A 23,755-nucleotide genomic window follows, 5' to 3' on the forward strand; every position below is an offset into this window, starting at 1 on the left:
TTCAGGACCGGGCTCATTCCACCACGTTCGGATTGGCCGGCTTGTCCGACGCCCAGGTCTCCTCGTCCTCAACGAGGTAGTCGGGCCTCCGACGGCCCTTCTCCCGGCCCTTATCGTGCCGTTGCGCGCCGGTGGGCGGCAGGCCGGGGGCCATACCGCCAGGGCCGCCAGCACCGGGTTCGCCCCTGGGCCGGTTCCGGACTCCCAGGCCGGAACCGCCTTCCGTGAACGCCTGCTTGCCGCGCATTCCCTCGACCGGCCCTGCGGTCCCACCGACGATCCCACCAGGTCGGCCTGTAGACCCACCCATCGGCCGGGCACCGGAGCCACCTCGACCTCCGATGCCCCCACCCGGTCCACGGCCGCCCGCCGGATTGTCACCGCCCGGGAGTTCCCGACCGCCGAATCCGACCTTGGCCTGGCCGATGCCGGGGCCGACCGGTAGACCAGCCGCCGGGCCTGCGGGATTGGAGATCCCCTGCCCGCCGTTGCTTCCCGGGAGGCCGCCCGCAGCGCCACCAGGCGGCACAACACCCGCCCCGGACACCTGAGTTACCGGGAGGGCGGTGGTGGCCACAGTCCTGTTGGGGGCGACCGTCGGCGTGTCGGCGATGCCTGCACCCGGGCCGTGGTTCACCGAGCCCAGGGGCTTCGGCGGAGTCTGCGCCGCGCCGCCCTTGATCCCCGAATCGGTCGGAACAGACGCACTCCTCGACGTGGAGCGGGCTGGCATCGCCGGTCCGGAGGACTTCGGACCCTGTGGTGGTGGGCTGGTCGTCACCCGCCCTGATGTACCCACGACGCCGATCGAGGTTCCTGACATCATCGCGCTCGCCACCGCCGCCGCCCCGGCCGGATCGTCCTGTGGTGTCACGTCGCGCGTCTCACCCGACTTCTGCAGCGTTGGCAGGTTCGGTGGCGGCTTCAGGGTGGGGGTGGCGATGCGGTAGTGCATGGCGAGGGTTTGCATGACGGTGGCGGCTTCGGCTTTTCGGCGGTCGGCGACGGGGATGTGTTCGTCGTCGCCGCCGAAGACGGAGGAGACGCCGTCGCCGACGGTGTCCTTGACCTTTTCCCAGGTGCTGGGTTCCTCGGGCATGTCGCGCTTGGCCTTGGCGATGGCCTCGGACATGTTGTGGAGGGTGTTGGCCGCGTCGTTGGCGTAGGAGGCGGCGTTGTTGATGCTGTCGGCGAGGTGGAGCATGCGGGTGTGGAAGGCGTCGCTGGTGGTGCCTTCCCAGGTGACGGCGGCTTCGGTGCTGGCGCGGGTGAGGGTGGTGCGGATGGCCTTGAGGGTGTCGGCGGCGTGGCGCCAGGGGTCGCCGGCGGCCATGACTTCGCCGGGGTTGAGGGCCTGGGCCATGGTGCGGAGTTGGGCGTGGCTGTAGGTGGTGAAGTCGGTGTAGGCCATGGGGGGTCGCCTCCGTTCGGGCTCGGCCGGTGGTGGCCGGGGGTCAGGGGGCGGGTGGGGCGACGGTGTGCTCGTAGGCGGCCTTGCTGCTGGCGGAGGGGTTGGCGACGGACCAGCCGTCGTCGCCGAGTTTGAGTTTCTTCGCGGTGTGCTGGTCGTGTTCTTCGTAGGTGGTGGCGGTGAGTTCGGCGTTCTTCTGGGCTTCGTCGACGGCTTGTTGGAGTTGGTTGAGGACGTCGCGCAGGCCGTCGCGCATGGTGTTGTAGCGGTTGTGGATCTCGGTGGCTTCGGCGAAGGTGCCGAAGGCGGTCCTGCCGATGCCGCTGCGCCCGTGGGTGCCGGTGCCGTCGGCGTGGTGCTGGAATTCGCCGAGGAGGAGCCGGACTTGGGCGGCGAAGGCGCGGAGTTGTTCGACCTCGACGCGGTAGCCCCGGCCGGCGCCTCCGGTCGTACCGGTTCCTGTTGCCATTTCGGCGCCTCCCCCGTGCGTCCGTGGGTCGCTGCCGGGGTTGGGCCCCGGTGTCTCATGTCTAACACACGGGGCCCGAATTCCGCCTGGTACCTGGTCAGTTCGCAGGCGTCCTCGCGTGGAGGGCGTCGGCGAGAGCGCGGCGGCAGAGGGAGTCGGCGTGCCGGGTGGTTTCGGGGAGCCGGTAGTGGGGGGCGAGTTGGAGGGTGGTGCGGACGGCGGTGTCGAGGCTGATGCGGTGGCCGACGGAGACGTAGACGGGTTTGACGCCGGGCCGGGTGCGGAGGGCGCGCCCGACTTCTTCGCCGGTGGCGGGGTCGGTGAGCGGGGTGGTGGAGCCGCGGGGGGTGTCGGGGTCGTGGTGGTGGAAGGTGAAGGGGGTTTTGGCGACGCCGAGGGTGCGCAGGCCGGTGAGGACGCCGAGGTGGCTGGCGAGGCCGAGGCGGCGGGGGTGGGCGAGGCCGTAGCCGTCGCAGACGACGGTGTCGGGGGTGCGGGTGAGGGCGGCGAGGGCGTCGAGGACGGCGGGGAGTTCGCGGAAGGCGAGCAGTCCGGGGGTGTAGGGGAAGGGGATGCGGCCGACGGCGGTGGACTGTTCGACGACGGCGAGGGTGTCGTGGTCGAGGAGGACGGCTGCGGCGGCGACGAGGTCGTGTTCGTCGTCGTAGGCGACGTCGACGCCGGCGATGAGCCGCCCGACCCCGCCACCGCCGGAGCCGGAACCGGAACCTGAGCCGGAACCGTCGGGGTCGTCGGAGTCGTGGGTCTGGACGAGGGGGCGCAGGCGTTCCTGTTCGGCGAGTGCCTGGGCTTCGGTGGTGGGCCAGTCGGCGGGGATGGGCACGGGTGTTCCCCCGGGTGGGTGGGGCGGGCGCGGTCGGGTTCACCGTACCGAGGGGCGGACGACCCCGGGGTGAGCCTGTGCGCCCCCCGTGCTCCCGGTCCGGCGGGTTAGCCTGGACTTACCGAACTCCCTTGCCGGGCAGTACTTCTGGGACCGGCGCCATTCCCGCTCGTTCCCCCCGACGCGCGAAGGACCCCCCGCCATGCCTCGTCCGTCCGCCGCCCAGTACTGCCTCGGCTCGTTCACCGTCGTCGCCGCCACTGTGGCGCTGCTGGCCGTTTCGGGCGCCTCGGGCGTCCTGGAGGTCGCGGTGCTGGAGGGGTTCGCCCTGGCGCTCGGCACCGTGGTGACGGTGTTGTCGCTCGCCGTGTCCGGCCGGTCGGCGGCGAGGGCGGGAGCGGCCTCCCCGGCCCCGGCCGGACACGAGTACGCCCGGCAGCGCTAGCAACGCCAGTCCGCCGCCGGGCGTCGCAGCCCGCTCGGCCGGTCAGTCGGTGGTGACCACCACGGTCTTCGCGGCCTTGTCGTGGATGCACTGCCGGTAGGGCTTGTCGAAGACGCCGAACATCCCGTCGATGATCCACCAGAAGGCGGCGCAGCAGATCACGGCCGGGAGGATGTAGACGGCCGCGCGGGTCCAGGCGGCGCCCTGGGTGGGCTTGTTGCCGTCGATCAGCATGGCGACGCGGACGTGCATCGCCTTCTTGCCGAGGGTCTGGCCGTCCCGGCCGAGCATCAGGCCCTCGTAGAGGAGGTAGATGCCGCAGCCGAGCCAGAACGCGCCGACCTCGCCGGAGCGGTTGCCGAAGTCGGCGAAGGGGGCCACCACGATCACGGCGACGGCCTGGACGAGGAGGTAGTCGATCAGGCGGGCGAGGATGCGCCTGGGCCAGCTGCCGATCGGCGGCATGCCGGGGACGGGCCCGGCGCCGGGGGTTCCGTAGCCGGTGGGGCCGTAGCCGGGCGGGGGCTGGTCGTAGGGGTTCCGGCCGTAGGGGCTGCCGCCGGGCGGGCTCTGGCCGGCGGTCGGGCCGCCGTAGGTGCCGCCGTACGCGCCGGGGCCGTCGGACGGGGTGCCGGAGGTGCCGTCGGACGGGCCTTCGGCGGGCGGCGGGGCGGGCGGTGGGTTCGGGTCCGACGGCCGGTCTTCCGGCGTGCCGCCGCCCGGCTGCGGGGACTGCTTGTCGAAGGAGGGCTGGCCGCCCCCCTCCGGCTGGGAGCCTGAGGGGTCGTGAGTGCTCATCCGTCGAGTAGAACATCACACATTCTCGCCGTTTGGGACATTCTATCCGTTTTGCCGCCAGGGCCGGACGACGCCTCCGCTCCGGATGATGCCTCCGCGCCGGGAGCCGACCGCCACGCCGGGAGGCCTCAGTCGCGGACCACCCGGGTGCGGGCGGCCCGGTCCTGCCAGCCGCGCCGGGCCGGGCGGTCGAACACGGGCCAGACCAGGCCGACGAGCAGCAGCAGGCCGAGCTGCCTCACTGCCCACCGGAGCAGCGAGCGGCCGAGGCTCAACCTGGTCCGGGCGCCGGGGGCGGCGGCGTCCGCCACCCGGATCCGGGCCAGCCGTTTGCCGAAGGTCTGGCCGGTGCGGGCGGTCGGCAGCACCTCGTAGAGCAGGCTGACGAAGAGCAGGATGCCGAGCAGGACCGCGACCTTCCCCAGCACCACGTCGTCCACCAGCCAGACCTGGACCTGGCGCCGGGTGAGGGAACTGGCCATCCTGGCCTGATCGAGCTTCTGCTGGAGGTGCTCGGACGCCGAGCGGCCGAGCGGGATTCCGGCGGCGACGGCGACCACGAGGAGTACGACGGTGTCCACGGCGCGCGCGGCCAGCCGACGTCCGAGTCCGGCGGGCGTCACGGAGGCGGGCACGGTGGGGGCAGGCGCGGCCGGGGCGGGTCGGCGCCGCGCGACGGCCTCCCGGGCCGGGCGCACGACCGGCAGCGACCCGGCGGGCGCGGCAGGCGCGGGGGGTCGGCCCTGAGCCCGGACCGGAACCGCTCCGGCGGCGGCCGGGGCCGGGGCCGGTACGGCGGGCTCGGGCTCGGACGCGGACTCGGACTCGACGGCACGCCCGGCCCCGCGCGCAGCCGCCGGAACGGACGCCGCGACGGGCGACGCAACGGGCGACGGCGCCTCCCGCACCGCCACCGCCGCCGGGACGGTCGCGGGCGCTCCGGAGGCGGCGGCCACCTCCACCCCGACCGAAGCGGCGGCCGGCCTTCCGGCCGAAGCCCCGGCCGGAACAGCAACCGAAGCGCGGACCTCCCTCACGCGCCCCTCCTCCCCGTCGGGCGCCCCCGAAAGCACCCCCCAGGAGACCCGGTGCGGCTCGCCACCCGTCTCCATCAGCCCCCGCTGCGCCTGCGGAACGGCCTGCCAGCCGAGCTCCTCCACCTCGCCCTGGCCTGCCGCACCCCCGACCGCCGAAACCTCGACCACCGGCTCGCCCAGGACCGCTTCGCCCAGGACCGCCTCGCCGAAGACCGGCACCTCGACCGCCGCCATCTCCGGCCCGGACGCCCCAGCCACCCCGGACGCCCCAGCCACCCCGGACACCTCAGGGTTCTCGGACGCCTCCGGCTCCCCGACCGTCCGGAACACCGGCCCGCCGATCACCTCCGCCACCCGCGACCCGAGGACGAACTTCGCCCCGCCCGCGGTCTGGTCGAAGTACACCGGCCCGGTGTCCCCGCCCCCACCCCCGCCGTGCGCGGTCCCGCCCCAGGACGGCTCCGGGGACGCCGCCTCCGGAACGGCCGCCTCCGGCACCGCCGGTGGCGGCACCGCCCGCGCCGTCCCCGCCGCGCCGGCGGCGGGCCGCCGGGACGCGAACCGGGGCGGATCCAGCACCTCGCCCTCGGCGGGTGCGAGCCGGCTGGTGCCCGGCACCCAGGCCGAGCCGCCCCAGTACCGGACGAAGCCGGGGATGGAGGGGTCGGGGTAGTAGCCCGGCTCGGGTCCGACGGCCGAGTCGCCGGCGCCGGCGAAGGGGCGGTCCGTCATGGGGTCTTCTCTCCTGGCGGGTCCTGGCGGGGCCGACACGGCACGCCCGCCCGGCGCACCCGCGAGCCGTCCGGCGCGCGTGGGTGGGGGGCACCGCCGGTAGGCGGACAGTCGCCGGACAGTAACAAAGGGTAGTGCCTCGTCGAGGTGCCGACGGAAAGTTGGTCAATCACCGGACAGCGGAGGGCCCTCCGGGGTAAGGGCGGCCGAACCGTCCCGGCGCGCGGCGGGCGTCCGCGCGCCGCGGTCCCCACCGGTCACCACCCCGCGTCTCACCACCCGTCGCCTCACCACCCCGCGCCTCACCACCCGTCGCCTCACCACACCCCTCGTCGAACTTCCCGAAGAAATCCCGGAAACGTGTGTAAGAGCCGGCGTGGACCGCCCTCTCAAAGGTCACCGGGCCCGGAACCGGGCAGGAACCCAAGGCCGAGAGGAAAACGATCATGGAGCGCCCCACCAGCGTGGTCGAGCACGAACTGGAGCTGAACCTGGTGCTCTCCCCCGAGCACAGCGTCCCCGTCCCGGCCCGGCTGTCCTACGGCAGCCACGACCCGTACGCGGTGCACATCACCTTCCACCTGGACACCGGCTCCCCGGTGACCTGGGTGTTCGCCCGCGAGCTGCTGGTCGAGGGCACCTTCCGGCCGTGCGGCCAGGGCGACGTACGGATCTGGCCGACCCGCTCGGGCCGGCGCAGCGTGCTCTGCCTGGCGCTGAGCTCCCCGGCCGGCGACGCCCTGCTGGAGGCACCGCTGCCGGTCGTCGCGGCCTGGCTGGAGCGGGCCCACCGGCTGGTCCCGCCGGGCAGCGAGATGGCCGCGCTGGACATGGACGGCTCGCTCGCGGACCTGCTTGCGTGAGCACGCGCACGACCACCAGCACGCGCACGACCGCGAACGCACCGGCCGGCCACAGCACGCACCCGGCCGGGACCGCGCGACGCGACGGGAGCCGCGCCCCCGCCGGCTCAGCGGGCCGCGGGGGCCTGCTGACGGCCGCGGGTGGCATCCGGGCCACCGCCGTCGCGCTGTCCGGGCAGCCGGACCAGCGGTGCCCCGGCGGAGCGTCGCCTGGCCCTTATCCGGATGGCGGCGGCGAGCAGGAAGCAGAGCCCGACCCACGGGTAGACCGAGGTCGGCAGCTGGCGCAGCGGCGCCATGTGGAGGACGGCCGGCCCGAGCGGCTTGGCGGCCCACATCGCGAAGGAGAGGAACGCGAGCAGTGTCGCCCAGAAGGCGGCCCGCCAGCGCAACCGGCGGACGCCGACCGGACGGGCGTGCTCGACGGAGGCCTCGGTGGCGAGCAGGACGAGCACCGGCACGCACCAGACCCAGTGGTGGGTCCAGCTGATCGGCGAGATCAGCACGGCGGTGACGGCGGCGCAGCAGACGCCCCAGGCCTCGGCCCGGGGCAGCCAGCGGGCGCTGCGGTGGGCCCAGGCGGCGACGGCGAGGCCGGCCACCGCGACCAGGCCGGCCGCGAGGGTGGCGAGGGTGCCGGGGTCGGCGGTGTGCAGCAGCCGGGCGAGGGCGCCGCGCAGCGACTGGTTGTCGACGATCTCGGTCTTGCCGACCCGGGAGGAGTCGTAGAGGTACTTGGTCCAGAAGCCCCAGGTGGCGTCGGGCAGGACGACGGCGCCGATCAGGAAGGTGCCGAGGAAGGTGAGGCCGGCCACGAAGGCGGCCCGGACCCGGCCGGTGATCAGCAGGTAGACGGCGAACAGGCCAGGGGTGAGCTTGAGGCCGGCGGCGATGCCGATCGCCATGCCCTTGCTGCGGCGGGCGTCCGAACGGGTGAGGTCCCAGAGGATCAGGCAGGCGAGCGCGAGGTTGATCTGGCCGTACCGGAGCGTGGTGAAGACGGGTTCGAGCCAGACGCCGAGGCCGGTCACCAGGATGACGCCGATCGGCCGCAGTTCGCGGCGCGGCCAGCCGACCAGCTTGAAGGACAGGTGGGTCAGCAGGGCGAGCAGCCCGAGGTTGCCGAGAGTGATCGCCACCCGGAGGAACGGGACCGGGAACCAGGTGGTGGGCACGAACAGCATGGCCGCGAACGGAGGGTAGGTCGCGGGCAGGTTCCACTCGGTGACGCGCAGTGCGTACAGGTCGGTGCCGTTGGCCACGGCGGCACCCTCGGCCCGGTAGACGATCATGTCGACCATCGAGGTGTTGACGAAGTGGCGGACCACCGCATACACGACCAGGGAGAGGAGCGCCAGGGCCGAGGCGGCCAGCAGCGGTCGACGGGGGGCCTCGCGCAGCGCGCGGACGGGGGCGCCGAGCACGGTCCGCAGCCGGTCCGACAGGGGGGCGGGCGCGGGGTCGGGTGCGGTCCGCACCGGGCTGCGCTCGTCTTGCACCGCTGTCACCAGTCCACTCCGTCCACCGCTCGACCAATCGCCGACGATACCGGATGCGGGCCGACCGGGCCTGGGCACAGGCAGTCACGCAGGGTGACGAATGGGCCCCGACCGGCCGTACTCCGTTGCGGGCGGAGCACGGACGGCCGAGGCCACCGGGGGGAGGCTCAGGGCCTCAGCGGCCTCAGCGGCCCCAGGGGCTCAGGGCCTCAGTGCCTCAGGGGCTCAGCGGCCCCGTGCCTCAGCGGCCCCGTGCCTCAGCCCGTGTAGGCGCCGAGGGCCCGGGTGAAGTCCAGCGGCTGCTGGACGACGCTGCTGCAGCTGGCATCGGCGTAGGCCTTGGCCCCGCCGTCGCAGGCCTTGTCTCGGGTGCCGGACCACACGGCCAGCCACGCGAGGTGCCTGGACGTCGCGAAGTCGGCGAGCTGCTTGGCGTCGGCGACGGTGAAGACCTCGCTGGCGACGTCGTTGACGCCGATCATCGGGGTGACGGCGACCCTGCGCCAGGCGGCCGCGTCGTCCAGTCCGAGCACGCTCTTGACCTGGGCCTGGGTGGCGGTGGCCGCGGCGATCGCGTACTTGCCCATCTGGCCCTGCGGGTTCGGGGCGACGCCGTCGCCGAAGTCCATGGCCATGATGTTGACCGCACCGATCGCGACGCCGTTGTTCTTGGCGTCGGCGACCAGGTTGACGCCCTCCTGGGTCAGGCCGGAGGGCAGCGCGGGCAGTGTGAAGGAGACGTCGAGCGCCTTGCCCTTGGCGGCGGCGTTCTTCTGCAGCTGGGCGATGGCCTGGGCGCGGCGGGTGTTGGCGGCGGTGTTGGCGATCGCGCCGCCCTCGACGTCGAAGTCGAGCCTGGTCAGGCCGTAGGCGTCGACGGCCTTCTGGTAGACGGCGGCCAGGTCTGCGGTGGAGCCGCAGGCGAGGGCCAGCTCGCTGCCGTTGGCGCCGCCGAAGGAGACCCGGACGTCGCCGCCGATCGCCCGCAGGGCGCCGATCTGGGCGGCCACCGCGTCGGCGGACAGGTCGCTGACGCCGCCCCACTTGGGCTGGCAGCCACCGCCGGACACCACGAAGGCGAGGGTGTAGTTCTTGACCCCGGTGGCCTTGGCGGTGGCGACCAGGTCGTACGGCGGGTAGAGCGAGGTGTCGACGTACGGGGCGAAGCCGGCCCCGGCGCCGGCCGGGGGTACGGGCACACCGGTCGCCGTGGGGGTGGCGGTCGGGGTGGGGGTCGGCGCCGGGGTGGTCGGCTTCGCCGAGGGAGTGGCACTCGCGGTCCCCGTGGGGGAGGGGGCCTCGGTGGGGGTGCCGGTCCCGGTCGGCTTGGGAGCGGTCGACACCGGAGTGGTCGGCACGGGACCGGTCGACACCGGACTGGTCGGCGCGGTGGTGGTGGGGCGGCCCGAGGGGGTGGGCGCGGTGCCGTCACCGGCCTTGCAGGAGGTGTTGTCGATCAGGCAGTTGCCGGGTTCGGCCTGCGCGGCGCCGGCGCCCTGGGCGACGAAGCCGACCACCACGCTCTTGCCCGGCTCCAGCCGCTTGCTCCACGCCTCCGGCTTGACGGTGACGTGCTGGCCGGCGGCGGTGAAGGTGGCGTTCCAGAGCGAGTCGATCTTCGCCCCGGCCGGGAGGTCGAAGCTGAGCGTCCAGTCCTCGATCGGGCCGCTGTCCGGGTTGGTGACCAGGTACTGGCCGGTGTAGCCGGAGTCCCAGCTGCTGGTCCGGCTGTAGACGGCGCCGAGCGAGGCGGCGCTGGCCGAGGAGGCGAGGACGACGACACCGCCCGCGACCAGGGCGGCGGCGACCGCCGAGGCCCCGACGATCGCGCCCTTGCGGCTGCGCCTGCGGCGGCCTGGGCGGCGGTTGGGCTGGGTGGTCATGGCGCGTTACCTCCGGGGTGCCGTCGGTCGGCCGCGGTCCGGGCGCGGGTGCGTGCGGACGTCCGGGCGGCCGGCCCGGCTCGGTCGGGTGACCGGCGCGACCGACGCTAGCGGCGGCCGGGGGGCCGAACCGGCGGGCTGAGCGAGGGGAAGAACTCCCTTAGGCCGCGCTTAAGGAAGATCCCGAAGCCGACAGGGCGTCAGGCGCGCACGAAGACCGGCCACCACGGTTCCCCGGGCCTCGGCCGAGGTCGAGGGAGCGATCGAGGAAGCGGTCGAGGAAGTGGCTGAGGGAGCGATCGAGGAAGCGGCCGAGGCAACAGCCGAGGAAGCGGTCACTTCTGGAACAGCGCGCCCCGGCCGCGCCGCCGCCCCGCCCGCGCGGGGGTGCCGTCCGGGCGGGTCCGCAGCCGCAGCCGGACCTCGGCGCCGCCGAGCACGGCGGAGCGGCCGAGCCCCAGGTCGCCGCCGGTGGACTCGGCGAGTTTGCGGACGATGTCGAGACCGAGGCCGGTGGAGCCCTCGCCGCCGTGGCCCTCGCCGCGCTTGAGGGCGGCGGCCGGGTCGCTGAAGCCGGGGCCGGCGTCGCCGACCAGGACGATCACCGAGGTCTCGGTGGCGAGCACGTCCACCGAGAAGGCGGTGCCGACGGCGGTGTGCCGGAAGACGTTGCCGAGCAGCGCGTCGACGGTGGCGGCCAGGTCGGCGCGCTGGACCGGGACGGGCGTCGCCCGGTCGGCGCCGGCCAGTTGCCAGCAGCGGCCCTCGTCCTCGGCCAGCGCGGACCAGAAGCCGACCCGTTCGCGGACCACCTCGGCGACGTCGCAGCCGACCGCGACGGCGGGCGCGTCCTCGGGGTCGCGGCGGGCCGAGCGGATGATCTGGTCGACCTCGCGCTCCAGTTGGGAGACCGCGTGCCGGGTGGCGTCGGCGGCGTCGCCCTCGCCGAGCGAGGCGGCGTTGAGCCGCAGCACGGTCAGCGGGGTGCGCAGCCGGTGGGACAGGTCGGCGGCCAGTTCCCGTTCGGCGGCGAGGAGTTGGACCACCCGGTCGGCCATGGTGTTGAACGCGTGGGCGGCCTCGCGCAGTTCCTCGGGGCTGCCGGCGGCCTGCTTGCCGTCCACCGGGACCCGTACGGCGAGGTTGCCGGCGCCGAGCGAGCGGGCGGCGCCGGCGAGCCGCCGGGCGGAGGCCACGATCCGGCCGCCCATCCGGTCGGCGACCAGGACCGAGATGGCGACCAGGCCGAGCGCGACGCCCGAGAGCACCAGCCAGGCGGTGGAGACGCCCCGGGTGAGGTCGCCGTCGGCGACGAACACCTCGACCACGGCGGTGCGTCCGGTGTCCACCGCGACCGGCTGGAGCAGCGCGTAGCCGCCGGGCACCTCGACGGTGAAGGAGCGGCCCTGGCCTCCGGCGGTGGACACGTCGCCGGCGGCGGCCCGGGCCTCGCCGATGGTGGGCCCGCCGGGGCCGCCGGGGCCGGGGAGCGCGTCCGGGGCGGCCGGGGCGGGCAGGTGGACCGCCATCCTGCCCTGCCCGCCGGCGTCGGTGCTGGCCAGGGCTCGGTCGATGGCGATCTGGTCGGTGGTGATGGCGAGGGCCGGGCCGAGCGCGGCGGCCTGCCGCTCGGCGGCGGTGAAGGCGTGGTCCCGGGCGGTCTGCTGGACCATCAGGCCGAGCGGGATGAGGAAGGCCAGCGCGACCATGGTGGTCCCGGCGACGGCGGCCTTGATCAGGGCCCAGCGCAGCGAGCGCCCGAACCTCCTCATGTCCGGTGCTCCGCCAGTCCCCCGGCGGCCTCCAGCCGGACCCCGACTCCCCGGACGGTGTGCAGGTAGCGGGGGCTGGAGGCGGTCTCACCGAGCTTGCGGCGCAGCCAGGACAGGTGGACGTCGATGGTCTGGTCGCCGCCGTAGGTCTGCTGCCAGACCTCGGCCAGGATCTCCTTGCGCGGCACCACCACGCCGGGGCGTCCGGCCAGGAAGGCCAGCAGGTCGAACTCACGGCGGGTCAGGTCGAGCAGCCGCCCGTCCAGCGAGGCCTCGCGGCGCTGGAGGTCGATGGCGAGGCCGCCGACCCGCAGCACCTGGGCGACGGGGGCGGCGCCGCCGCCGAGCCGGCGCAGCACGGCGGCCATCCGGGCGCTGAGGTGTTCCCCGGAGAAAGGTTTCACCAGATAGTCGTCGGCGCCGTCGTTGAGCAGCCGGACGATCTCGGCCTCGTCGTCGCGGGCGGTCGAGATGATCACCGGCACATTGGTCAGGCCCCGGATCATCTTGAGTGCCTCGCTGCCGTCCAGGTCCGGCAGTCCCAGGTCGAGGATCACCAGGTCACAGCCGACCTGGGCAACCTCCCGCAGCGCCTCAAGTGCCGTGCCCACGCTGCGGACCGCATGACCGGTGTCGGTCAGGTGCCGGATGAGGGCGGAGCGTACGAAAGGGTCGTCCTCGACCACGAGCACTGTTGCCATGGCCCTGCACGGTACGCCATCGACGGACAGTGGTCTGTACCTCGGGGTGGCCTCCGGACATTGTGCAACTCCCCTGACTAATAACGGGGCTGCCCGGCTGCGCAGGCCCGGAATACGGCAGGATGAGCGGACGATGCGGAACGGACTGGTACAGCTCGGCGCCTGGGCGGCGGCCACCGGGGCGGCGGTGGCGCTGTCCTGGCTCGGCGTGCACGCGGTGCTGACCGGTGCCGCGTTCGAGCAGCCCACGGCCCTGCCGCTGCCCTCGCCGAGGGCCGACGGCACGCCGCACACCGCGACCGTCACCCCCGACCAGGCGCGGTCGGCCACCCAGACCGGGACCCCGACCCCACCACCGGCCTCCCCGACCGCCGCCACGACGACGCGCGGGCCGGCCCCCGCCACCACCCTCGCCGCCGCCTCTTCGCCGGCCACCCGCCGCCCCGCTCCCGCCACCGCCACGGCGGTGTCCTCTGTGAAGAGCTACCCGGTGCCGGGCGGCAAGGTCGCCCTGGACATCCGCCCCGACAAGGCCTCGCTGGTCTCCGCCACTCCCGACCCCGGCTGGCAGATGCAGGTGTGGAACGGCGACCAGTGGATGCGGGTGGACTTCACCAAGGGCGAGCAGGCCAACTCGGTCTTCGTCTACTGGAACGGCCACCCGCCGGTGGTCGAGACGGCCATCCGCTGAGCCCCCCTCACCAGGTCTCGAACGGCAGGTACCCCGGCAGGTACGGCCCGGCGTAGCCGGACCGGTCGACCAGGGTGTGCCTGGTCCCGCCCGGCACCCCGATCGTCGCGAGCACCGCCGTGCCGAAGCGGTCCCGCGCCTCGTACGGCTCGGCCAGCGACAGGGCGCCCCGGTCCACCGCGTAGTCGTAGGCGTAGAAGACGTCCGGCACGCTCACCGCGAGGTCCAGCACCCCGTCCCCGTGCCGGGCCAGGTGCGCGGCCAGCTCCCGGCCGCGCGGGCCGATCACCTGGACCAGCGAGGTGAGCACGATCCTGGTCCCGGGCGCGTCCAGCACGTACGAGACCGTCTCCGGCTCCCCGGTCTCCGGCCCGGCGTACGCGGTACAGCGCAGTCCGAGCGCGGCGGTGTAGCGGCGGGCGGCCCGCTCGGCGTCGCCGACCGCGAAGACCACCGCGTCGGCGCGGCCCATCGGGAGGGGGTCGGACTGTCCGGGTCCTGCGGCGAGCAGGACGGGTTCGGCGGCGGTGTCGGTCATGACGGCCCTCCCGGTAGGCGTGCGGACCACGGCGGGTGCGACCGTGCGCCGGCGTGGGGCCCGGCGCACGGCGTTGTGGCTGGAGGGTGGCGCCGAGCCGACCGGCGCGCAACTGTTCCGTTTCCTCCTGGTCAAGCTGTGCGTCGGGGCGGGAGAATCGGCGGCGCCGCTGTACAGAATGCCCACCGGAGGACGGAGCCGCGATGCCCCCCGCCCAGTCCCCGAGCTCCCCCGGCTCGCCCAACTCCCCCGCCCCGCCGGGCGCTTCGGCCGCCCCCGGGACGGGCGGCGGGAACGACTCGATCGACGCGCTGGACGGCCGGCTGATCCGGCTGCTCGCCGAGGAGCCCCGGATCGGGGTGCTGGAGTGCTCGCGCCGGCTCCAGGTCGCCCGGGGCACCGTGCAGGCCCGGCTGGACCGGTTGCAGGCCAAGGGGGTGATCGGCGGCTTCGGCCCGGAGGTCGACCCGGCGGCGCTCGGCTACCCGGTGACGGCCTTCGCCACCCTGGAGATCTCCCAGGGCCAGGGCGCCGACGTCCGGACGCACCTGGCGAACGTGCCGGAGGTGCTGGAACTGCACACCATCACCGGGGCCGGGGACATGATGGTGCGGATCGTGGCCCGCTCCAACGCCGATCTGCAACGGGTGATCGACCGGGTGGTGGGCTTCGACGGGATCGTCCGCTCGGCGACCGCGATCGCGCTGGAGAACCCGGTGCCGTACCGCATCCTGCCGCTGGTGGACCAGGCCGCTGCCGAGTAGGGCCCGCGCGACGGCAGAGGCCTCCGCCCCCGTCAGCAGCTGGGGACGCCGCCGCCGCTCTTCAGCGCCTCCAGCGCCGAGACCGCCTCGCCGAGCGTGCCGACCGGCACCAGGCGCAGCGTCTTGGGCGTGTTGACCTTGGCGTCCGTGCACTCGTCCTTGGGCAGCAGGAACACCGTCGCGCCGTCCCGGGCGGCCGCCTGGGTCTTGAGCGGGACGCCGCCGACCGCGCCGACGACGCCCTGGTCGTCGATGGTGCCGGTGCCCGCGATCGTGAGCCCGCCGGTGAGGTCGCCGCCCTTGCCGTCGCCGGCGAGCTTGTCGATGATGCCCAGCGCCAGCATCTGCCCGGCGCTCGGGCCGCCGACGTCACCCAGGTCGACCTTCACCTTGACCTGGTCCGGCGAGAGGTGGAGGTAGCCGAGCGCGGCGGCGGTGGCGCTGTTCTGCGACTCGGCCATCTGCTGGGCGGTCTGCTCCTCGGCCTTGGCCGGGTTGCCCGGCGGGTAGACCGTGTCGGTCGGGCGCACCGCCTCGTCCTGGTCGAACCAGGCCTGGAGTGCGCGCCAGAAGGTGGTCTTCTCCCCCGGGTTGGTGGCCGAGATGGTGACCATCCGCAGCTCACCCTCGGTGGTGCGCAGCGGCGCCCCGGTCACGGTGAGGACCGGCTTGTCCTTGTACGTGCCGAGGGTGTCCGCGGTCAGGCCCGGCCAGGTCAGCGTGTACGGCAGCGGGACGAAGGCGGCCACGCCGAACAGCGCGGCGACCAGCACCCCGCAGAGCGTGAGCGCGCGGGTCCGCGGGGAGGTGAGGGCCTTGGGCAGCTTGGTGTCGGACACAAGGGGAATCCAAACACACCGGGGCCCGTGCCGGCCTACCGCAGCGCGTCGGCCACCTCGGTCGCCGCCTCCACCACCCGGGGGCCGACCCGCTCGGGGACCAGCCCGTTCAGCATCACCACACCGACGCTGCCCTCGATGCCGCTCAGTCCGATCAGCGCGGCGGCCGCGCCGCAGGCCCCGGACTGCTCCTCCGCACGGGTGATGACGAACCCCTGCTCCGGCCGGCGCTGGCTGGGGAAGGTGCGCGCCTCCAGGATGGCCCGGCCGGCCGCGCTCTCCCCGAGCGGGTGGCGCAGCCCGGTGCGGTAGGCGACGTGGAAGTCGGTCCAGCTCGGCTCGACCACGGCGACGGCCAGCGCCTCGTTGCCGTCCACCAGGGTGAGGTGGGCGGTGGCGCCGAGGTCCTCGGCCAGGCTGCGCAGGGCCGGCAGCGCGGCCTCGCGCAGCAGCGGGTGCACCCGGTGGGCCAGGCGCAGGACGCCCAGGCCGACCCGGGCGCGGCCGCCGATGTCCCGGCGGACCAGGCCGTGCTGTTCCAGGGTGGCCAGCAGCCGGTAGACGACGGTGCGGTTGACGGCCAGTCGGGCGGCCAGCTCGGTGACGGTGAGCCCGCGCTCGGAGTCGGCGAGGAGTTTGAGGACCCGGACTCCACGGTCCAGGGTCTGGGAGGTCTCGGCAGTCACGACGGGCATCCTTTCCGCGGCGCTCGCGGGGCAGGCGGCGCCGGACCGGGTTCGGTGTCGCGCGCAGGTGGGGTGGCCGCGCTCGGACCGCTCGCGGTGTCGTCCTTGACGTGCGTGCGGTCCTGCGGCGCCCGTCCTGTGGGGGTTGCCCGGTGGAAGAGCGTGGGGGAAAGGTAGTGAAGGAAATGTCGCGACGGAAGTGGTTGTCCAAAATTCGGGCGTGATCGACTTCAACAGCGCGACGGAACCGGGACAAATGCCCGCATTTCTCCGGGCCCGCCGGCGCGCGGGTCCGGCCGCGCTCCGGAGTCCGGACACGCGGGAACGGAGCGGCCGGCCCGCGGCCGCGCGCCGTGCCGTTCCCGCGCCTGATTCCGCGGCTGACTCCAAGCCCGTTTCCGAGCCCGTTCCCGAACCCGCCTGCCCGGCCCGCCTGCCCGCCTGCCCGCCTGCCCGCCGCGGCTACTTCGCCCACTCGCGGATCTTGGCGATCCGCGCCTTCAGCTGGTTGGCCGTGGCCTGCGCGGTCAGCGGGCCGCCGCACTGGCGGCGCAGCTCGTTGTGGACGGTGCCGTGCGGCTGGTCGGTGCGGTGGTGCCAGGCGGCCACCAGCGCGTTCAGCTCCTTGCGCAGCTCCCGGAGTTCCTGGTGGGTGACGACCGGCCGCTGCTCGGCCGGCAGCTCCAGCAGGTCGGCCTCCTCGGCGGGCTTGCCCTTGCTGCGCTGGATCTGCCGGTGCTGGCGCTTCTGCAGCAGCATCTGCACCTGGTCCGGCTCCAGCAGGCCCGGGATGCCGAGGTAGTCGTCCTCCTCCTCGCTCCCCGGGTGGGCCTGCATGCCGAACTCCATGGAGTTGTACAGCACCCGGTCGAAGACCGCGTCGGAGCCGATCGCCTCGTAGGAGAACTCGTCGCCGCCCGCGCCGTCCGGCCCGTCGTTGGCCCGCTCGGCCTCGGCGAGCAGCCGGTCCTCCTCGTCGAAGAGGCCCTCGCCCTCCTTCTTCGGCCGGTCCAGCACGTGGTCGCGCTGGACCTCCATCTCGTTGGCGAAGCCGAGCAGCGTCGGGATGGTGGGCAGGAACACCGAGGCGGTCTCGCCGCGCTTGCGGGCTCGCACGAAGCGGCCGACGGCCTGGGCGAAGAACAGCGGGGTGGAGATCGAGGTGGCGTACACCCCGACGCACAGCCGGGGCACGTCGACGCCTTCGGACACCATCCGGACCGCGACCATCCAGCGCGAGTCCCCGGCCGCGTAGTCGGAGATCCGCTGGGAGGCCTCGGTCTCGTCGGAGAGCACCACGGTGGCCTTCTCGCCGGAGATCTCGCGCAGGATCTTGGCGTAGGCGCGCGCGGTGTTCTGGTCGGTGGCGATGACCAGCCCGCCGGCGTCCGGGATCGCCTTGCGGACCTCGGACAGCCGCCGGTCGGCAGCCTGCAGCACGGACGGGATCCACTCGCCCTGCGGGGCCAGCGCGGTGCGCCAGGCCTGGGCGATCAGGTCCTTGGTCATCGGCTCGCCGAGCCGGGCCTCCAGCTCGTCACCGGACTTGGTGCGCCAGCGCATGTTGCCGCTGTAGCTGAGGAAGATCACCGGGCGGACGACGTGGTCGGCGAGCGCGTGCCCGTAGCCGTAGGTGTAGTCGGCGACGGACTTGCGGATGCCGTCGCCGCCGGCCTCGTACTGGACGAACGGGATCGGGTTGGTGTCGGAGCGGAACGGCGTCCCGGTCAGCGCCAGCCGGCGGGTGGCCGGCTCGAAGGCCTCGAAGCAGGCCTCGCCCCAGGACTTGGAGTCGCCGGCGTGGTGGATCTCGTCCATGATCACGAGGGTCTTGCGCGCCTCGGTCCGGTTGCGGTGCAGCATCGGGTTGACCCCGACGCCCGCGTAGGTGACCACGATGCCGTGGTAGTCCCGGGAGAGCGGGCCGGAGGAGTAGGCCGGGTCGAGCCGGATGCCTATCCGCGCGGCGGCCTCGGCCCACTGCTTCTTCAGGTGCTCGGTCGGCGCGATGACGGTCACCTGCTGCACCAGGTGGTTGTGCAGCAGGTACGAGGCCAGGGTGAGCGCGAAGGTGGTCTTACCGGCGCCCGGGGTGGCGACCGCGAGGAAGTCGCGCGGCTGCGTCTCGATGTACCTGTCCAGCGCGCCCTGCTGCCAGGCCCGCAGCTTGCCCGCGGTGCCCCAGGGGGCGCGGCCGGGGAAGGCCGGCGAGAGGTGGTGCGAGGCGGCGGACGCGGCGGGTCCGGCGCCCCGGGCGGGCGCCTGCGGCTCCGGCACGTCGGAGAACAGCGGCATCGAGGAGGCGGCGGCAGTACTCACGGTCTCCGAGGGGGGATCATCGCAGGTCAGGGGCGGTTTCTCAGCCCCGCCCCGCGGAAGGGCGGCGATCGGACAACCCGCCCAGCGTACCGGCCCGGCGCCGTCGGGGCGGCCAGGCGAGGCTCCGCGCCGGGCCCGGGCGGCCGGAAATCGACGTGACCCGGATCACATCCGATCGATTCCGAAACCGAGTAATCACGGCCGGTCCCGGGACTCTCACCAGGGTGAGGCCGCCCCAACCCTCCCCCTTGTCGACCGGCCTCACACCGACCCGAAGGGACTCGCCGTGCACACCGCCGCCGAAGAGACCGTCCAGGCCCGTCTGATCCTCTCGCTCCACCGCTCCGTCCGGCTGCGGGTGCTCCTGAGCTACCTGCCGGAGGACCCGCTCGCCGTCCGGATGGCCTTTCCCGCCGAGTTCTCGCTGGACGAACCGGCGGACGGCGGCGCGGGCTCGGACGGCGCCGACGACATCGTCTGGGTCTTCGCCCGCCAGCTGCTCTCGGCCGGCCTGGAGCTGCCGGCCGGCGTCGGCGACGTCCACGTCCGGCCCGCGGTCGGCCGGCGCACCATGGTCGAGCTGCGGGCGCCGGAGGGCACCGCGCTGCTCCAGTTCGACACCACCGACCTGCGCCGCTTCCTGTGGCGCAGCCGGCTGCTCGTCCCCGAGGGCGAGGAGCACCTGCACCTGGACGCCGACCGCGCGCTCGCCGAGCTGCTCGGCTGAGCGGCGCGCGGGGCCGGCGTCCGGGGGCGTCAGCGCGCTTCCGGCCGTCACCCGGGTCCGGGGCCCGGGGCGCCTCAGCCCGACAGCCTGCGCATCAGCCGGACGCCCTGCGCCGGCGTCAGGTGCGGCAGGTACGCCTTGCCGATCGCCCTGGTGATGCTCGGCAGCGCGGCGGGGTCGGGGTAGGCCATGTACATCGGCCGGTACTCCGGCTGGAACTTCGCCTTGAACGCGAGCAGCGAGCGGAAGCCGTACACCGGCTCCAGCACCCGTCCCATCCAGTCCAGCATCCGCTGCAGGCCGGAGGGCTCCTCGTCCTGCCCGGAGCGGGCCAGCGGCGCGCCGGACAGCGACAGGAAGCGCGCGCCCTCCTCCTTGAAGCCCAGCGCGGCCGAGGCGATCAGGAACTCGTTGACGCCGCGGAAGCCGTCCGAGCGCCGGCGCATGAAGTCCAGTGTCCAGCCGACCGGCACGCCGTTCTCGTACACCGGCATCCAGCTGGTCAGCCCGTGCACGACACGCTGCTCGTCCACCGCGATCAGCACCCGCACGTCCGGGTCGTCCAGCTCCTCCAGTCCGCCGAGCGTGAAGCCCATCTCGGGCAGGCCCTTCTCGGAGACCCACTCCTCGGAGATCGCCCGGATCTGGTCCCGCAGCGCGCGCGGCGCCTCGTGGTGGGACCACCACTCGGCGGTGATGCCCTGCTTGCCGGCCTTGTTCAGCGCGGTCCGGATGTCCTGCCACTTGCGGCCGGTGAAGGCCAGCTCGGGCAGCGCCACCACGGTGTCCTCGGCGACCTGCACCGAGCGCCAGCCGAGCTGCGCGGCGGCCTCCCGGGTCTGCGGGGAGACGCTGTAGAAGCACGGGGTCCAGCCGCGCTGGTCGCAGAACCGGGCGAACCCGGCCACCGCCCGGGCCCGGGCCTCCGGCGCGCCGAACGGGTCGCCGGTGGTCAGCGCCACCGTGTTGTGCACCCGGTAGGCGACGGCCGCCCGGCCCTCCTCGTCGAACCAGTAGTGGTTGCCGTCCCAGGTGGTGATGAAGGACAGCGTCCCGCCGCCGTACGCGGTGAGCAGCGCCCTGGCCCGGGCGGCCGCCTCCGCGTCGGTGTGCAGCACCGGCCGGCGGAAGGCCAGCAGCAGCGCGGTCAGCGCGACCACCCAGAAGGCCAGCCCGCAGTACGTCTCCAGGAACAGCGCCACCGGGCCGACCGCGATCGGGTAGTCCGGCAGCAGGTCGTTGTAGGCGGGCGGCAGGAACTGCGCGGGCAGCCCGTGCAGTAGCCGGCGGATGTTCGCCCCCGGCTCGAACTGGTCGGCCGCGAGGCGCCCGAGCCCCACGTACGCGGCCGAGGCCGCCAGGGCGGCGCCGCCGAGCAGCGCGCCCAGCCGCAGCACCGCCCGGCCGGCCAGCCGCAGCCGGAAGCGCTGCCGGGTGGCCAGCAGCAGGCCGAGGGTGAGCAGCGGCAGCAGCAGCGCCTCGACGAAGTACTGGACCACGTCGCCGCTGACCGGGCCGGAGTCGAGGTACAGCCAGCCCAGCAGCGCCGCCCAGAGCAGCTCGGTGGCGACGGTGATCCGCCAGGCGAGCCGCAGCCCCCGGCGCAGCCCCTCGGCCAGGACCAGCAGCAGCGCCGGGAACAGCGCGGCCATCAGTCGGCCCGGGGTGTCGAAGATCCGCTCGACGGCGTGCGCGCGGGCGCAGTCGTGCGCCGACAGCGCGCAGAAGTCGGCCACCTCCTCCGGGCTGAGCCGGTGCGAGAAGTACAGCTCGGAGAAGGTGTTGAACGGCCCGCTGGCGTTGTCGTACAGCGAGGCGATCAGCGGGCCGAGGGCGGCGGCGACCAGGCAGAGCGCCACCAGCACCCGGGTCTCGGAGTGCGAGGAGCGGTGGGTGCGCAGGTGCAGCCCGCCCCGGGCGAGCAGCGCGCCGGCGCCCAGCCCGACGAACGCGGCGGCGCACCGCTGGACGCTCTGCAGGTGGCCCACGTACAGCGTCATGACCAGCGGGGCGAGCAGCACCAGCAGGTGCAGCCGGCGGCGCCAGAGCACGGTGAGCCGGTAGCCGAGCACCCCGGCCAGCGCGAACAGGCCGACACCGGGGCCGACCGAGGTCTGGTCGGCCACCGAGACGGTCCACTGCTCGCCGACCCGGGAGCCGACCGCGATCAGCCCGGTGCCGAGCAGGGTGCCCGCCAGCTGCCCGCCGACCAGCACCGCGAGCGTGCGCAGCCACCCGAGCCGGTGCTCGGCGGCCGGGCCGACCAGGACCAGCAGCAGGCTGGTGAACACGTACGAGCCCAGGCCGGAGCACCAGAACAGCGAGGTGAACGGCGTCCACCAGTGGCCCTCGGCGAGCGTGGGCACGCCGGCCCCGACCCGGTCGAGCAGCCGCTCGGACGGCCCGTGGGCCAGGCTGCCGGTGGCCGCGCCGAGCGCCCAGAGCCCGGCCAGCAGCACCAGGGTGAGCGGCGCCGAGCGCAGCCACACGCCGAACGTCCGGGTCGCCCGCCAGGCCCGCTGCGGGCGCGGCTCCGGCGTCCCGGCGACCGGCGCGCGGTCCGACGGCCACTCCTGCTCCTTGGCCGGCGCGGGGGCCGCGGGGAGCCGGATCACCGGATCAGCCCGGTCTGCTGGGAGAGCCAGGCCAGGTTCTGTTCGAAGGCCTGGCGGAACACGACCCAGCTGTGCCAGCCGGGGATGGTCTGGTAGCCGACCTTCATTCCGGCCGCCTGTGCCGCCGCATAGGCCTTCTCCTGCATGGGTCGGAAGTCCGGGTCGTTGGCGCCGACCACGAACATGCCTGCGGTGTCGGGGAACTTCTGCCGGGCCATGACGTGCACCGGGTCGACGGCGTCGAACGCGGCCTCGTCGCCGCCGAAGGCCTTGTCGACGGTCTCGCCGCGGTCGCCCAGGGTCGGCTCGTCCTGGCCGGAGATGTCCAGGAAGGTGCCGTAGACCCCCGGCGCGTTGACGGCCAGCTGGAGCGAGCAGGTGCCGCCGAGCGAGAGCCCGCCGATGGCGAAGGCGCCCCGGCCGGTGGCGGTCTGCAGGTTGTGGTGGATCCAGTCCGGGACGTCGGTGGCCAGGTAGGTGTGCGCCTTGGCGATCCGGGAGTCCATGCAGAGCGTGTTGGTGAACGGGCTGCCGGTGGGGTCGGCGACCACCACGATCGGGGCGAGGCCCTGGTGGTCGGCGGCGAAGGCGTCCAGGGTCTCCTGGATGGCCCCGGAGGTGATCCAGTCCACCGGGGCGCCGGGCTGGCCGGGCAGCAGCACCACGACGGGCAGCAGCGGCCGGGGGTTGGCCTGGTAGGCGGGCGGCAGGTAGACGTACCCGTCGCGGGCCGTGAAGCCGGACTTGGTGCCGGGGATGGTCACCGTGGAGAGGGTGCCCTTCGCGGGCAGGCCGGGCGGCGCGTGCCAGAGCTCCTCGACGGGCTTGCCGGGCGTGGCGGCGACGGTGCTGGCCACCTTGCCCGTGGTCAGCGCCTGGACCCCGGGCACCAGCATGGCCCGGGCGGTCGGGTACTGGTCGAAGCCCCGGTTGACCTGCGAGGCGGCCATCAGCAGCACCAGGACGGCGGCGCCGGTCGCCAGCAGCCGGCGGCGGACGGCGAGCAGCGGCGCGCGGAAGCAGACCAGGGATATCGCGAACAGCGCGACGGCTATCCAGCGCAGGACGAAGTCCGGGGTTCCCTCCGGGAAGGGGTGCCACCAGCCGTCGACGCCGAGCTTCACCAGGGCGGTGAGCGTTCCGGCCAGCATCAGGGCGCCGAAGAGGCGCGGGGCCCGCCAGCGTTCGTGGCGGGAGAACGCGAGCAGGACCAGCGACCCCCAGCCCGCGGCGAGCACGGCGTACGGGATCGGGCCGTGGGTGAGCGGCCAGTCGATCGGGTTCCAACGGGTGGCGAGGGTCAGCGTGGTCATGCGGCTTTGCCCGGCCGGGTGGTGTCGGCCAGGAAGCCGTAGGCGACGACGTTGCCCTCGTAGCCGTGCTCGGCGCTGTACGCGCCGCCGCAGGTGATGACCCGCAGCTGAGCGTCGGCGGCCTGGCGGTAGACCCGGTCGTCCGGGAAGTCCTTTCGGTCGTGCACTTCGATGGCGTACAGCTGGTAGACGGCGACGGCGCCGTCCGCGCGGGCGATCTCGATCCGGTCTCCGCGCCGGAGCGCCCCCAGGTTGTAGAAGACGGCCGGGCCGGCCTTGTTGTCGACGTGCCCGGCCAGGATGGCGGTGCCGCGCTGCCCGGGGCTGGCTCCGCCGCGGTACCAGCCCGCCAGGTTGCGGTCCGCCTCGGGCGGGGCCTGGAGGTGGCCGTCGGGGTCGAGCCCGAGCGCGGTGACCGGGGCGTCCAGCCGGACGGCCGGGATGCGGATGCGGATGGGGTCGGAGGGGCCCAGCGGCGGGACGACGGAGACCGGGGCGAAGCCGGACAGCGTCTGCGTGCTGCCGGGGGCGGGCGGCAGCGCGCCCTGCCCGCCGTCGTGCAGCAGCCAGGCACCGAGCACCAGCGCGGCACCGGCCGCCAGGGTGCCCGGCCACGGGCTCCTGCTCTGCTGGACGCCCACGGGCGCTCCCCTCTACCGACGGATTCCCGATCCTGGGAGTTTCCTGGGAAACAATTCAATCGGATCGGACCTTAAAGCACGTCCACACGATGGGCGTAATGACACCCCCCGATCGGCAGGGCAACCGCCCGAATCCGTGCGCCCAGTGGGCATCCGGTGACGGAACGC

21 protein-coding genes are annotated in these 23,755 nt (G+C 74.1%); 5 read left to right on the forward strand and 16 right to left on the reverse strand.

Going from position 1 to position 23,755, the window contains the following annotated elements; all coding sequences use genetic code 11:
* Nucleotides 1–13: 13 nt before the first annotated feature.
* The 3 genes from ACIP37_RS26190 to ACIP37_RS26200 form a co-directional block, all read right to left on the reverse strand.
* Nucleotides 14–1,363: a WXG100 family type VII secretion target gene (locus tag ACIP37_RS26190; RefSeq protein WP_400844599.1), complete on the reverse strand. Its 1,350-nt coding sequence runs from the start codon at nucleotides 1,361–1,363 to the stop codon at nucleotides 14–16.
* Between the two features lie 91 nt (nucleotides 1,364–1,454).
* Nucleotides 1,455–1,880: a hypothetical protein gene (locus ACIP37_RS26195; protein WP_400810304.1), complete on the reverse strand. Its 426-nt coding sequence runs from the start codon at nucleotides 1,878–1,880 to the stop codon at nucleotides 1,455–1,457.
* Between the two features lie 97 nt (nucleotides 1,881–1,977).
* On the reverse strand, nucleotides 1,978–2,724 hold the full coding sequence (locus ACIP37_RS26200; protein ID WP_363628108.1) for an endonuclease V: 747 nt from the start codon (nucleotides 2,722–2,724) through the stop codon (nucleotides 1,978–1,980).
* 202 nt (nucleotides 2,725–2,926) lie between these two features.
* Between ACIP37_RS26200 and ACIP37_RS26205 the strand changes: the two genes are divergently transcribed.
* Nucleotides 2,927–3,169: a hypothetical protein gene (locus ACIP37_RS26205; RefSeq protein ID WP_363587192.1), complete on the forward strand. Its 243-nt coding sequence runs from the start codon at nucleotides 2,927–2,929 to the stop codon at nucleotides 3,167–3,169.
* A gap of 42 nt (nucleotides 3,170–3,211) precedes the next feature.
* Here ACIP37_RS26205 and ACIP37_RS26210 read toward each other — a convergent pair whose 3' ends face one another.
* Both ACIP37_RS26210 and ACIP37_RS26215 read right to left on the reverse strand, forming a co-directional pair.
* Nucleotides 3,212–3,967, reverse strand: coding sequence for an RDD family protein (locus tag ACIP37_RS26210; RefSeq protein ID WP_363587193.1), 756 nt, complete (start codon nucleotides 3,965–3,967; stop codon nucleotides 3,212–3,214).
* A gap of 128 nt (nucleotides 3,968–4,095) precedes the next feature.
* Nucleotides 4,096–5,736 carry an RDD family protein gene (locus tag ACIP37_RS26215; protein ID WP_400810307.1) on the reverse strand — a complete coding sequence of 547 codons (1,641 nt, stop codon included), beginning with the start codon at nucleotides 5,734–5,736 and terminating at the stop codon, nucleotides 4,096–4,098.
* Between the two features lie 446 nt (nucleotides 5,737–6,182).
* On the opposite strand from ACIP37_RS26215, the gene ACIP37_RS26220 reads away from it, so the two are divergent.
* On the forward strand, nucleotides 6,183–6,599 hold the full coding sequence (locus ACIP37_RS26220) for an SsgA family sporulation/cell division regulator (RefSeq protein ID WP_063349195.1): 417 nt from the start codon (nucleotides 6,183–6,185) through the stop codon (nucleotides 6,597–6,599).
* A 107-nt stretch (nucleotides 6,600–6,706) separates the two neighbouring features.
* Here ACIP37_RS26220 and ACIP37_RS26225 read toward each other — a convergent pair whose 3' ends face one another.
* The 4 genes from ACIP37_RS26225 to ACIP37_RS26240 all read right to left on the reverse strand — a co-directional run bounded on the left by ACIP37_RS26225 (nucleotide 6,707) and on the right by ACIP37_RS26240 (nucleotide 12,454).
* Nucleotides 6,707–8,107, reverse strand: coding sequence for a glycosyltransferase 87 family protein (locus ACIP37_RS26225; protein ID WP_363587195.1), 1,401 nt, complete (start codon nucleotides 8,105–8,107; stop codon nucleotides 6,707–6,709).
* A gap of 248 nt (nucleotides 8,108–8,355) precedes the next feature.
* Complete coding sequence (locus tag ACIP37_RS26230) at nucleotides 8,356–9,981, reverse strand: cellulose binding domain-containing protein (RefSeq protein ID WP_363587196.1); 1,626 nt, start codon at nucleotides 9,979–9,981, stop codon at nucleotides 8,356–8,358.
* Between the two features lie 335 nt (nucleotides 9,982–10,316).
* A complete protein-coding gene (locus ACIP37_RS26235) occupies nucleotides 10,317–11,732 on the reverse strand; it encodes a sensor histidine kinase (RefSeq protein WP_400810348.1) in 1,416 nt (471 codons plus the stop codon).
* Between the two features lie 17 nt (nucleotides 11,733–11,749).
* The gene (locus tag ACIP37_RS26240; protein WP_350881149.1) at nucleotides 11,750–12,454 is read right to left on the reverse strand and encodes a response regulator transcription factor; all 705 of its coding nucleotides are present in this window, start codon (nucleotides 12,452–12,454) and stop codon (nucleotides 11,750–11,752) included.
* A gap of 133 nt (nucleotides 12,455–12,587) precedes the next feature.
* Between ACIP37_RS26240 and ACIP37_RS26245 the strand changes: the two genes are divergently transcribed.
* A complete protein-coding gene (locus tag ACIP37_RS26245) occupies nucleotides 12,588–13,145 on the forward strand; it encodes a hypothetical protein (RefSeq protein ID WP_363587197.1) in 558 nt (185 codons plus the stop codon).
* Between the two features lie 7 nt (nucleotides 13,146–13,152).
* On the opposite strand, the gene ACIP37_RS26250 is transcribed toward ACIP37_RS26245, so the two are convergent.
* Nucleotides 13,153–13,683 (reverse strand): VOC family protein, encoded by a 531-nt coding sequence (locus ACIP37_RS26250; protein ID WP_400810311.1) that lies wholly within the window; start codon nucleotides 13,681–13,683, stop codon nucleotides 13,153–13,155.
* A gap of 203 nt (nucleotides 13,684–13,886) precedes the next feature.
* On the opposite strand from ACIP37_RS26250, the gene ACIP37_RS26255 reads away from it, so the two are divergent.
* Nucleotides 13,887–14,447: an Lrp/AsnC family transcriptional regulator gene (locus ACIP37_RS26255; RefSeq protein WP_350881144.1), complete on the forward strand. Its 561-nt coding sequence runs from the start codon at nucleotides 13,887–13,889 to the stop codon at nucleotides 14,445–14,447.
* Nucleotides 14,448–14,479: 32 nt separating this feature from the next.
* On the opposite strand, the gene ACIP37_RS26260 is transcribed toward ACIP37_RS26255, so the two are convergent.
* From ACIP37_RS26260 to ACIP37_RS26270, 3 genes are all read right to left on the reverse strand, one after another.
* Complete coding sequence (locus ACIP37_RS26260) at nucleotides 14,480–15,286, reverse strand: S16 family serine protease (RefSeq protein WP_363620104.1); 807 nt, start codon at nucleotides 15,284–15,286, stop codon at nucleotides 14,480–14,482.
* A 35-nt stretch (nucleotides 15,287–15,321) separates the two neighbouring features.
* On the reverse strand, nucleotides 15,322–15,972 hold the full coding sequence (locus tag ACIP37_RS26265; RefSeq protein WP_350881140.1) for a helix-turn-helix domain-containing protein: 651 nt from the start codon (nucleotides 15,970–15,972) through the stop codon (nucleotides 15,322–15,324).
* Between the two features lie 462 nt (nucleotides 15,973–16,434).
* A complete protein-coding gene (locus ACIP37_RS26270) occupies nucleotides 16,435–18,267 on the reverse strand; it encodes a DEAD/DEAH box helicase (protein WP_363587210.1) in 1,833 nt (610 codons plus the stop codon).
* A gap of 310 nt (nucleotides 18,268–18,577) precedes the next feature.
* Here ACIP37_RS26270 and ACIP37_RS26275 point away from each other — a divergent pair, with 310 nt between their 5' ends.
* Nucleotides 18,578–19,018 carry an SsgA family sporulation/cell division regulator gene (locus ACIP37_RS26275; RefSeq protein WP_350881138.1) on the forward strand — a complete coding sequence of 147 codons (441 nt, stop codon included), beginning with the start codon at nucleotides 18,578–18,580 and terminating at the stop codon, nucleotides 19,016–19,018.
* A 74-nt stretch (nucleotides 19,019–19,092) separates the two neighbouring features.
* On the opposite strand, the gene ACIP37_RS26280 is transcribed toward ACIP37_RS26275, so the two are convergent.
* From ACIP37_RS26280 to ACIP37_RS26290, 3 genes are read right to left on the reverse strand one after another with little or no spacing between them, the layout of a single operon-like run.
* On the reverse strand, nucleotides 19,093–21,633 hold the full coding sequence (locus ACIP37_RS26280) for a phosphatidylglycerol lysyltransferase domain-containing protein (protein WP_400810313.1): 2,541 nt from the start codon (nucleotides 21,631–21,633) through the stop codon (nucleotides 19,093–19,095).
* Entirely contained in the window at nucleotides 21,630–22,946 is a 1,317-nt protein-coding gene (locus ACIP37_RS26285; protein ID WP_363628101.1) for an alpha/beta hydrolase-fold protein, read from the reverse strand. The genes ACIP37_RS26280 and ACIP37_RS26285 overlap by 4 nt, the downstream gene beginning before the upstream one ends.
* Nucleotides 22,943–23,587 carry a class F sortase gene (locus tag ACIP37_RS26290; protein ID WP_363587202.1) on the reverse strand — a complete coding sequence of 215 codons (645 nt, stop codon included), beginning with the start codon at nucleotides 23,585–23,587 and terminating at the stop codon, nucleotides 22,943–22,945. The genes ACIP37_RS26285 and ACIP37_RS26290 overlap by 4 nt, the downstream gene beginning before the upstream one ends.
* Between the last annotated feature and the right edge of the window lie 168 nt (nucleotides 23,588–23,755).

The organism is Kitasatospora sp. NPDC088861 (assembly GCF_044750105.1).
GTDB lineage: Bacteria > Actinomycetota > Actinomycetes > Streptomycetales > Streptomycetaceae > Kitasatospora.